The organism is Dysgonomonas termitidis (assembly GCF_054657735.1).
On the sequence record NZ_BAAHYD010000002.1, the window covers coordinates 204,720 to 215,599 of the forward strand.

Sequence of the window (10,880 nt, forward strand, 5' to 3'; positions counted from 1 at the left end):
AATTATTTATTTTATATTGATATTGTTAGATTTATTCTGCGAAATCCCTGGCCGTATCCGGCGGCGATACGGATACTTTTTCATTATTTTCCGGGCCGGTACCTATCGTGGTGTCGCCAACGGTCAGCGTATGCCTGTACACATTGGCCCTACCGCTGCTCTGATAGCCTTCGACACATAGTGCAACCTCATACATTTTCCCCAGTTTCATCCCCAGTTTTTCCCAAGCCCTGAAATGCTCGCTGACGGAAATGATGCCTTCGGTCTTCTTATTGGCGCGAACACTCCAGTATTGCTGGAAAGTAGTGTCGCCATTGATTGAGGGTTGTTCTACACGCGTAGTTTCATAGATGTCATACGTGCCGCCGTCTATTTCAACTGTCCCTTTAGATAGTGATCCGGGCGGACGCCAGTTGCCCCAAGACTCAACAACGTAGAACTCGACCAACGGATCGACCGACCAGCCATAGACACACAGGTATGAATTTCCTTCCGGCTGGTAATCGCAACCGTAGTTGAGGGAAATGTCGCCGGTTTCATCGTGAGTCTTCGTACAGTCAAATTTTCCCTGCGTTTTTGTGCAATCGAACTTCTTGCCTGTGCGGAACAGGACATTGTTGATATTGTTCCAGTAGCATTCGAATGCACCGCCTTCTTTCAGTATCATACCTACATCGCCTCTGTCGTACCAGAGTTCGTAGTCAAAGCCATCATTCACACCTTCGGTATTCACCGTAAGCCTATCGGGAGCGGCTTCCACAGGGGCTTGTACCAAATTCTGCGCAGTGACTTTTACTCCCGTAAAGGAAGCTAAGAGTGCCATTACCAATATTGTTTTGTTTCTCATGTGTTTATTAATTATTTATTATTTAATTGTTCTGTCATAAACGGGGATGCCGGTAACCCCTCCTTATTTCTGAGGTTCGCCCCTTCGGGATTGTCAGCCCATGCATATCTTACCGATACGGGATTTGGTATCTGATCACTCCATACTTTTACCTGGTTTTTGTTCAGGATCGCGGCCTCGGCCCATACATACTTCTTATCTGCACCGGCAATAGTGAAGCCATTGATTATACTGTTGGAATACAGGCCTTCACCTACAGAACGGAATGTGAGGATAATGGTATTTCCTTCAATATGCATATCTTCCGGTTGAGGTCCTGTACTGACAATGTTCTCACCATAGGCTACCCGCTTTGCTTCCAGTGCCAGCCGGCGGGCAACATCTTTTTTGTTTAAAGGATGGATATCGTTCCATTCTCCGCAGCCTAGTGTTACAGCCATGCCTGTATAAGGTAAGAGCAGAGCCTGACGCTGAGCTTCCCTGAGTTCGGCCATTCCACTTTCGGCAGGTTGCTTCCAAGGTTTGTTCAGTTCGGGAAGTTGTGCATATATAAAAGGTAGTTGCGGTTCATTCCTTTGTTCTCTCCAATCATTGATGAGGTCAGTAAATAAAGCTTTGTATTCCTTTGCTTTGCCTGTATTGGATTCTCCCTGATACCACAGTATCCCTTTTATTTTATAATTTACTGCAGGAGCAATCATCCCGTTATACAGGCCCATCGGTTTGTACTGAAAAAATGTATTTGGCGGAGGAGGCGGTAATTCTGTACCAATGCGGTATTTCCATTCTCCGGTAAGGTCTGTCTCCCTATTCCCGATAATTACCTTATAGGGTTTGTCTTCTTTTATACCTCCCCATGCATTTGTCACTATTCTTATTGCAACAGTGTTTTTACCGGCTATTAATGTATTTTCGGGTATCTGGTATATACGGGGCGGATATTGATAGCCTGTTGTACCCACAAACGTTCCGTTTACAAAGGCAGAATCGGAGTCAATTATATAACCCAGGCGCAAGATAGCGGGTTTTCCTTCATCCTCTTTTGTTACCTCAAACTCTTTACGAAACCAAATAACTGCGTTTTTCACATCCATGCCTTTATCCTTCCATAATCCCGGCAGATAAAAGTCGTTCCATCCCGATGTCTCGATATTCTTTTTGTGCCATTTTCCAATGCCTTTGTCTGTCTTTATCATTGCCGAGTACCATTCATTACTTGCCTGTTGTTCCTCTTTTTTTGTTTCTTCAATAAAGCCCGGTGCTGCACATTTTTGTGCTTCGGCTTCAAGGGCAGGATAGTTTTTTAATGTATTGGCACTGATCCAGGCCTCGGCAGGTGATCCTCCGATTGCAGTATTGATGATCCCTACAGGTACTTTATATTTATTGTATAAATCGGTTGCAAAAAAGTGGGCGACAGCAGAGAACTCAAGGATATTTGAAGGTGTTACGGATTTCCACTCTCCACCCTGTAAGTCCGATTCTTCCTTCTGGAAATCATATCGCATCGGTACCCTGAATTGTCTTATCTGAGAGTTATTTGCTTCTTTTACTTCATCTGCATACAAATCGAGAGTGCGGCGTATTGGCAGTTCCATATTCGATTGACCCGAACAGAGCCATACATCACCTATCAGAACATCTTTTATTGTGATTTCATTGATATTTATCGTATATGGCCCTCCGGCAGTTTGTGCAGGTAATACAATTCTCCAGTCACCTTTTTTATCAGCTTTAGTCCGGTATGTTTCATCCATGAATTTTATAGTGACAGATTCTTTCGGAGAGGCCCATCCCCACAGTTGCAGGGGAGTATCCCGCTGCAAAATCATCCCGTCGCTTATCAGGCGCGGCAGTTTTATTGCGGATTGGACGGCTGATACCGATACTGCTAATATCAACAGGGATATCGTCCTGTATAATGATGTATTAATAGATCTCATTTTTGTAATATCTTTATTTTAAATCGCTTTGTGGCGCGCCTAAATAGCTCGGTTTCAGACCGCCCGTATCCAGCATTATTTTTTGAAAAACGATACCCGGTTCAAGAGGGCGGATACGGATCGTGTGAATACCTTCTTTATCAATATTATGGATGGTAGAAGTTTCTATGATCTGTTCGGCCTGCCATTGTCCCAGTTCGCCTTTATAATGTCCGTTTATATTTACTATTTGTTCCTCCCCGCCATTCAAGGAGACTGCATAGCGTAATCCTTTATTGGCATTGAAATTCAATGTCGGGGATGTAAGGACTATCAATCTGGCTTTTCCTTTTGTTTTCAGATCGGCTTTATATTCCAGATAAACGTCTTTACCGGGGTTTTCGGTAACAGGCGTAGTTGTTACACCCGATACGGTTTTTCCTAAATCGGGAATAATAACCCATGACACTTTAGCCCCGTTGTTGGCTGTTGTGTGGTTTTCGGCTTCGATCGACACATAGCCGTCCGCTTCGGCGAATATCTTTTCTTTATGTATCATTGTTTGCACAATGTATTCTATTTTTGGCATCACACTCTTTTCAGGTTGCTGCCAACTGGTATAACCGATACGTATCTGGTCCATCATATGCGACCATTTTCCTCCGGCTATGTCATTATTATAATGCATTGTGAGTATGGAATCCCTTGCGAAACACTCTTTTGCTTTATCAGCCCAATAGTTTGCGCGTATATCCCTTTTGGCGGCATAGTGTCTGTTTCGGGCCACTGCATAGTACATTTCGTACAGATTGGAGCAAGCGTTTACCGGGAACAAAACCAACTGGTCGAAGGCATCCTTATATTCATTTGGAATCAGATAATATAGGCGCATAGCATCCACTACCAGATTACGATAATCGCTTACGACCGTTTCGAATTCGTTGTAATTTTCGAGACTGTATGTATTCTCATTCAGCAGTTCGGGTGTAACCCTGCGGTTATATTTCGTATAAAGATTTATCAGGCGGGCAGACTCTTTTGCATATTTTTCCCCGAATTGCCGGGCGCACCATTCTTCGGTATGAAGCAGGAGGTTGTCCGCATTAAATCTATCGGGATTCCAGGCCATATCGAGGAAAAAAGAGATGGGATACTCCATCGGTTTCAGGTCGCCGACATTCACTACCCATATTTTATCCACTCCGTATTGGTATGTGAGGTTCATCTGTTCCCAAATGCGCTGTACCTGACTGACATTTATCCATTTGTAATTACGCGGGCCTCCTACATAGTCGAAATGGTAATACATTCCGTATCCTCCTTTACGTGGTTTTGCGTTAAGGTCGGGAAGTTTGCGGACATTGCCCCAATTGTCGTCGCAAAGCAGCAATGTAATGTCGTCAGGCACACGCATCCCCTTGTCATAATAATCCTGAACCTCTTTATACAAAGCCCATACCTGAGGGGTTTCCTCTGCCTTTTTAGCTGTAACTTCTGATATTATCTTGCGCTGGTCTTTTACGATTTTTTGCAGTAATGCGATATCGCTCTCCTCGCTCATAGGTTCATCCCCATCGCCACGCATACCTACGGTTACTACCGTTTCGTAGTTTTTCATCCGTTCCATTCCTCCTTTCCAGAAGTTCTGCAGGGCCTTCGGGTTCTTACTATAGTTCCAAGCGCCTCCGCCATAACGTTTCCACTCAGAGTGGGCGCGTCCCATCGGTTCGTGGTGCGATGTACTTATCACGATGCCGTATTCGTCCGCCAATTGTCCGTTGAGAGGGTCATCATCGAAAAACGCATTTCCCCACATAGCCGGCCAGAGAAAGTTCCCTTTAAGGCGTAAAATTAATTCGAACATGTGTTTATACATCTTCGAGTTGACACCGCCGAATTTCTCAACGCACCAACCCTGAAAAGCGGGCGCTTCGTCATTGATGAAAATACCCCGGTATTTTACGGCCGGTTCGCCGTCGGTATATTTTCCCGGCTTTACATACAGATTTTCCCGGTGTTCGACAGGGACGTCCGCCCACCAATACCAGGGCGATACGCCGATTTGCGCCGAAAGTTCGTAAATTCCGTAGATTGTCCCCCGCTTGTCACTTCCGGCAATAACCAATGCCTTTTGTATATCTCCGGTCGGATTATCGACAGTTTGTATCACATACTTTTCATTTTTTCCGGTCAGTTCGTTCTTATCTACCTTGCCGTCTCTGACCAGTTTGTCGATGATGGCCGATTTTCCTGCCGTTCCGATAATAATCGCCGTTTTGCCGGAAACAGACGGTAGATTACCTGAAACTTTCCTGAAATCATCTTTCAGGTCGCCGACCGCACGGATCACACCCGCATAGTCATTAACATCGGAAATTACCTGGACAGGCTTGCCGCTTTCGACCAGAGAAAGATATTTTTGCCCGGCAGAGGAAAACACAAATCTTTCTACACCGAAAGGGTTCGCAATGTCCTTTGCCGGCAATTTTCTGTCATCGACAGGAGTAGTGTCATTATAAACATAACAACCGATTATTGTACCTGAAAATCCTCCTGCCGATTGTGTGCTGAGATTTTTCGCGTCAGTATCTTCTGCTATTGTTTTCCAGCTTTCTCCATCATCAAATGAATAGAGGAACGAATATTTATCTTTTTTGCCTTCTACCTTCAAGGTAACCGCTTTTTTGTCTGTACCGCCTGGAATTTCAGTTTTCGCTATGGTTTTCACATCCCCTTCAGCACGTTTCAATACAAGATAATACTTGCCGTTCCCGTCAGTGGTTTTTCCGAAAACAAAATTATGTTTCTCCCGCTGATAACAAACCAGTCCTGCAATATCCCCTTCATTATCCGGTAAATAATCCATTTTTATCTGCGCCGAAAAAGTTAAATGCTGTTGGCGGATACCTGTAAAAGCCGGTTGATTCGGTTCATAGATCGTGCTTCCGGTAGAACTGAGTGTAAGCATTCCATTAGCGATTTTCCACCATTTATCTTCAGGTGGAGTACGCAGCATCAAATAGCGGTCATCGAGTTTTTCGTCGTCGAAATCGCCTTTCCATGTAAAATTACCTTTATAACTTTCTGCATTCGGCTGGAGATTCGCTTTGTTTACAATGTAAGGAATTTCCTCGTTCGCTTTCAAAATCACCGGATATCCGTCAACCCATGTCACAGGTAGCATAAATGTTTCTCTACCTGTATTGTAATAATTGCCTTCGTATGGGCGGCAGGCAAGAAAAACAGCGTACCAGTCGCCTTCTGCTGTTTGTATAAGGTCGGCATGCCCGGCGGAAGTCACCGGATTCTTACGGTTTTCCGGTAAGTCGCGCTGGGTGAGAATCGGATTGTTTCTCCAGGGGATATAAGGACCAAAAATACTTTCGGAGCGGAAAACAACCTCTGAATGCTGAACACTGGTACCTCCTTCGGCACATAGGAGATAATAATAACCATTGATTTTGTATAAATGCGGAGCTTCTATCCACACCGGATGTTTGGCTTTGTCCGTACCTCCGTCTACAATCATTTTCTTCTCACCGAAAATAGAGTCGCCCTCAACACTAAACTGTCGCAGCCAAATAGACCTGTGCCCGTCCCATCCGGGTTTCCCCTCCGGTTCGTCGTTATGTACGATATACGCCTTTCCGTCTTCATCGAAAAAAATATCGGGATCGATACCGCCAAAATGCAGGGGGACCGGTTCACTCCAGTTATTTTCTTTCGGATTCTTGGTTTTCACGATAAAATTGCCGATTCCGTCAGTACAGGTAGTAATGAGATAAAAAGTATCATTGTATTTGTTGTAGCGGATTGTAGGAGCATAGATTCCTCCACTGAGCCGGATTGCGGCTTTAAGTTGCAACTGCGAAGGCCGGTTCAGCACATTGCCGATCTGCACCCAGTTTACCAGGTCGGTACTGTGAAATATCGGGATACCCGGATAGTATGAAAACGTTGAGGTTACCAGATAGTAATCCGAACCCTTGCGACAGATACTCGGATCGGGATAAAAACCGCTGAGAACCGGATTGAAATACTGGTTCCGGTCGTTTATAGCCTGTGCGAAACAGGTATCCTGTCCCTTGTATTGAAAATAGAGAAAATCTGCTGTCTGACTATTTCCGGTACGGGAAAAGGCTATAATCAGTATCAGCATTGACAAACAGGTGTACAAGTCTTTTGTTTTCATAAATATAGTCGGATTATTTGTATTCGTATAGTTTCACATGAAGGATACTAAAATCATCGGCTCCGATACGTATATGCCGTCCCTGATGGGTCTGGTCTCCGTTTAGGCGGCGGATGTATTTAAATGTCCCATTTTCATTTATGCTGATTTCGTCTACTGTTCCTATTCCTGCTCTGAGGCTGTCGTCCCATGCTACTTGTTTAACTTGTTGTCCTCCCTGATTCATAAAGCCGTCTTCTCCAAGTTTTTTTGCATCGATCGCTTTTTTCTCTCCTTCTTTTTCAAATTCGACAACAATGCCGCTGCCTGCTATAATATATTCATCTTTTGCCAAACGAAGGATAAGCCCTCCACCCTCAGGCCAGATACTTTCATCAGTTGCACGCGAATCCCAAGGCAGGGTGAAAAAGTGGCGGCAGGTAATTTTTAGGTCGTCATATCGTAAAATACGTTCCTTGTTTTCCTGGTCGAATAAGAGCCCGTTGGATTGCCCTCGTCCCTGATATTTGGTAAGTACAGGCATCAACTCCCTTAATTTAGAATAAGCCTGTGTCAGGGGGGCATCTTCCGCTCCGTTTTCTATTGAGAATGGACAATAGCCGATTGCATCGTGTTCGCCAAAAACATAGAAGGCTTGTACTCCATTATTCTTGCCTGATTTTACTTCGGGTATGAATAGCGGATTATTATGCAGTTTATATTGAGCCACCCAATTGGCGAAGCCTTTATCATAGAGGTCGGGAGCCAATAGGTCGATATTAGGTGCTCCGCAATGCCAGATATCTATCAGATGCGCTAATGGCCCTGCGGAGGGATATTCTCCGGGTTTGCGTCCGCGGCTGTTCATCGCGGCATTTACATAAAGAGGGATATTATGTATCGAACGTGCAGTCTGTGCCAATTTTTCTACATAACGGGCATACGACCAAGCCATGAATATTTCGTCCGTATACAGGTCTGTACCGAATATTTCCGGCCAGTTGCCTTTTTTCTTAAAGCCTTGTTTCCCCCATTTTTTGAGTATCTGAGGATGAAGCGTATCCCTATTCCTGCTTAAATAGTTTATCAGAACTTCAGGAACTGCTTCATTAAATAATTTATTTGCTTCTGCCGAATAGTCGCGGGCATCTTCGAGCATGCCTGTTTCGTTTTCTATTTGTACCATTATTACAGTACCTTCCTCTTTATCAATGGATGCAATATATTTCATCAATTGAGAAAAAGCCCGGTTGTCGGCCAGGTACACATTTTCAGAAAAAGAACTGGCTATTTCGAGCGGTTTTCCGGCCTTAGTGTATGCTCGGGGATATTTTCTGTAATCTTTCTTGAACCATAGGGGTGCATAACAACTCATAGAGTTTTTCCATGCCCCAAACCAGAGAAATACGATTTTCAAATTGTTTTTCCTAGCTTGTTTAACAACTTTATCGACAAGTGAAAACTCATAACTGCCTTCGATGGGTTCGATCAGGTCCCAATATGCCGGAACTAAAACCGTATTAAGCCCCATGCGTTGCAGTTTCGGGAAAATACGATCAATGTCTTCTCCTGAAGCTGCCGATGAGTTACTTAACTCACCACCGAGGATAAGAAAGGGTTTATCATTTACTATCAACTGGGTAGCAGTGCCGCTTTTTACAAGATGCGAAGTACTCGCTTCTTTTGTCCGGTTTACGGTTATTTCCCCACTGATCGTGAAATAATCAAAACCAGTATATCCTCCGGTATTATAGTAAGTATCACCGACATGTACCATCGACATCTCGGGAACATCGGCAAAGATAAGCGGATACTTTGCTGTCTGAGCATTGAAAAGTATTGCTACAAAGAAAAACTGTACGATAAAGTAATTTCTTTTCATATAAATGTCCTTCAATAAAAGGGCTGCCCGAGAACAGCCCTTCAATGAGATGTAAAAGCTTTCTACTGATAATTAATTATATCCCGGATTTTGAAAAGCTTTCTTATAAGCCTCGTCACCGTCCATATTATCAAGCTGACTCGTCGGGATAGGACGTAAGTACAGATATTTCTCTATGGCACGGTTCACTGTTATGGGAGCAGCGTCTCCGGCTGTTGAACAGATCTGGTAACTGCCTGCATACTCTTCCCATTTCTGGGTGCGTGCCAGATCGTGCCAGCGGTAACCTTCTCCATAATATTCACGGGAACGCTCATCTAAAATATAATTAATATTAATAGTAGCTGGCGTAGCAGCGACTAAAGCGGCACTGTAATCATCTGTTTTGGTGATATTGCCGGCGACGCTGAACTTCCACTTTCCTGCGCGGGCGCGAATCACATTAATTAAACCTCTGGCTGTACCATCGCAGGTACTTAACCCTTTCGTTGTGGCTCCCTTTACGGCTGCTTCGGCCGCGATGAAGTAAAATTCTGAAAATTTCAGGATATTGAACGGGCGGGTGCTTGCAGCTTTATCATCATTGTAGTCGGTCCCTTTGCGGGCAATGCCCAGTTTCCAAAGTCCCGGAAATACGGTGCGGGAAATTTTACCCAGAGGCATTACAAAATCGGCTCTGCCCGGCAAAACTCCAAGCCCGGAATTACTTTTATAAACCGAGTTGCTATAATCTATACCTCCCGGATCGGAAGCAAGGAAAGAAACAGCCGGTTCGCCGGGTGTTATAGGCATATAGTTGGCATTATAGAGTACCGACGGCGCGCTGCTGCCAGCAAGATTCCATGTGCCGCGATATACCGTAGCGAAAGTTCCATCGAAACGGGAGTCGTTTGTTTTGTCGGCAAATGTGGTATTAAAAATATTGATGGGAGTAGCCATACGGCTCCACATACGGCTGAATGATTGTCCAGCCTGCGCACTGCGGAAAAATGTACCTGTTCCGCTCCATGAGCCGGTGGTCCTACTGCTCTGAACATTTTGGAAATACCAGGTTACCATCCATACGGCCTGATTTTGTGCTTCGTTGGTGTTGTTCGGGCTTCCATCCCATCCAATAACATTTCCTTCGTTGTACTGGGCGCTGTTTTCCGTGTGGTCCGCATAAAGCATGATTTCCTTATTCCGGTCGTTAGTGAACACATGTACATCGTAGTAAGTAGGCTGTAATTGATAATAACCCGGATTGTCAATGGCTGTAGCCGATATATCATAAGCCTGCTGGATATACCAGGCCGCATTGTGCCCGTTAGGATCGGTACGTTCGCACACAGGAAAAGTAGGGATATTATTTGGGTTTTCGAGCCACCAGCCATAAGTCAGATAGGCTTTTGCCAAAATGAGCCGTGCTGTATTTTTCGTCACTGCCCCGGTCAGACGAGGGGTTTCTGGTAAATTTGCCACTGCGGACAACAAGTCAGGGAATATAGCGCGGGTATATACTTCCGGTACTGTGTTCCGGGTAGAAACACGTGATGGTGTGGTGTTGAACATTAACTCGCCGCTGCCTAAATCCAAAGGTACGCCGCCAAAGGTTTGTACCATCTGGAAATAGTAGAAAGCCCGGAAGAAAGAGGCTTCGGCAATAAGCGCCGGCGGCATATTCGCTTCCGTTCCATTAGTAATAATGGCACTGGCATTATTGATGGCCGCGTATGCCACATTCCAGATCACGTCGAAACGGCTGGTTGAAGCATCGGGAACCGCTCCGGTCGTCAAATCTGCGTTCTTGAAGTTCTGGTCTGCCTGAGAGCCGTAAGTATATTCGTCTGTTCCTGTTTCACAGGCATTATAGTAATAGGGTTGCCCATACACCCGGCGCAGCGTCCCGTAAAGGCCTGTCAATCCACCTTCAATGCCTTTTTCAGTTTTGTAAAAGCCGGGTTCGTATATATTTCGGGGTTGCTCATCCAAAATATCAGAACAGGAAGCCATCGCCAAGAACAATGCAACCGCGCCTGTTCTCAAAATATTTTTATATAAGTTACGTTTCATATTCTT

Annotated in this window: 5 protein-coding genes and 1 pseudogene; all 6 read right to left on the minus strand. The window is 44.7% G+C overall.

From position 1 onward, the window contains the following. Positions 1-31: 31 nt before the first annotated feature. Positions 32-847, minus strand: coding sequence for a glycoside hydrolase family 11 protein (locus tag ACYQ3L_RS05175; protein ID WP_379994592.1), 816 nt, complete (start codon positions 845-847; stop codon positions 32-34). An 11-nt stretch (positions 848-858) separates the two neighbouring features. Then, on the minus strand, positions 859-2,790 hold the full coding sequence (locus ACYQ3L_RS05180) for a sialate O-acetylesterase (RefSeq protein ID WP_379994591.1): 1,932 nt from the start codon (positions 2,788-2,790) through the stop codon (positions 859-861). A 13-nt stretch (positions 2,791-2,803) separates the two neighbouring features. After that, on the minus strand, positions 2,804-5,239 hold the full coding sequence (locus ACYQ3L_RS05185) for a glycosyl hydrolase 115 family protein (protein ID WP_379994717.1): 2,436 nt from the start codon (positions 5,237-5,239) through the stop codon (positions 2,804-2,806). 51 nt (positions 5,240-5,290) lie between these two features. Continuing rightward, positions 5,291-6,961, minus strand: a pseudogene (locus tag ACYQ3L_RS05190) (glycoside hydrolase family 43 protein); the annotation flags it as partial. Between the two features lie 13 nt (positions 6,962-6,974). After that, on the minus strand, positions 6,975-8,822 hold the full coding sequence (locus ACYQ3L_RS05195) for a GH35 family beta-galactosidase (protein ID WP_379994589.1): 1,848 nt from the start codon (positions 8,820-8,822) through the stop codon (positions 6,975-6,977). A 72-nt stretch (positions 8,823-8,894) separates the two neighbouring features. Continuing rightward, positions 8,895-10,874 carry a RagB/SusD family nutrient uptake outer membrane protein gene (locus ACYQ3L_RS05200; protein ID WP_379994588.1) on the minus strand — a complete coding sequence of 660 codons (1,980 nt, stop codon included), beginning with the start codon at positions 10,872-10,874 and terminating at the stop codon, positions 8,895-8,897. Positions 10,875-10,880: the final 6 nt, after the last annotated feature.

Coding starts and splice junctions, on each gene's coding strand:
- ACYQ3L_RS05175 (WP_379994592.1), bottom strand. CDS start 847: ATGAGAAACAAAACAATATTGGTAATGGCACTCTTAGCTTCCTTTACG.
- ACYQ3L_RS05180 (WP_379994591.1), bottom strand. CDS start 2,790: ATGAGATCTATTAATACATCATTATACAGGACGATATCCCTGTTGATA.
- ACYQ3L_RS05195 (WP_379994589.1), bottom strand. CDS start 8,822: ATGAAAAGAAATTACTTTATCGTACAGTTTTTCTTTGTAGCAATACTT.
- ACYQ3L_RS05200 (WP_379994588.1), bottom strand. CDS start 10,874: ATGAAACGTAACTTATATAAAAATATTTTGAGAACAGGCGCGGTTGCA.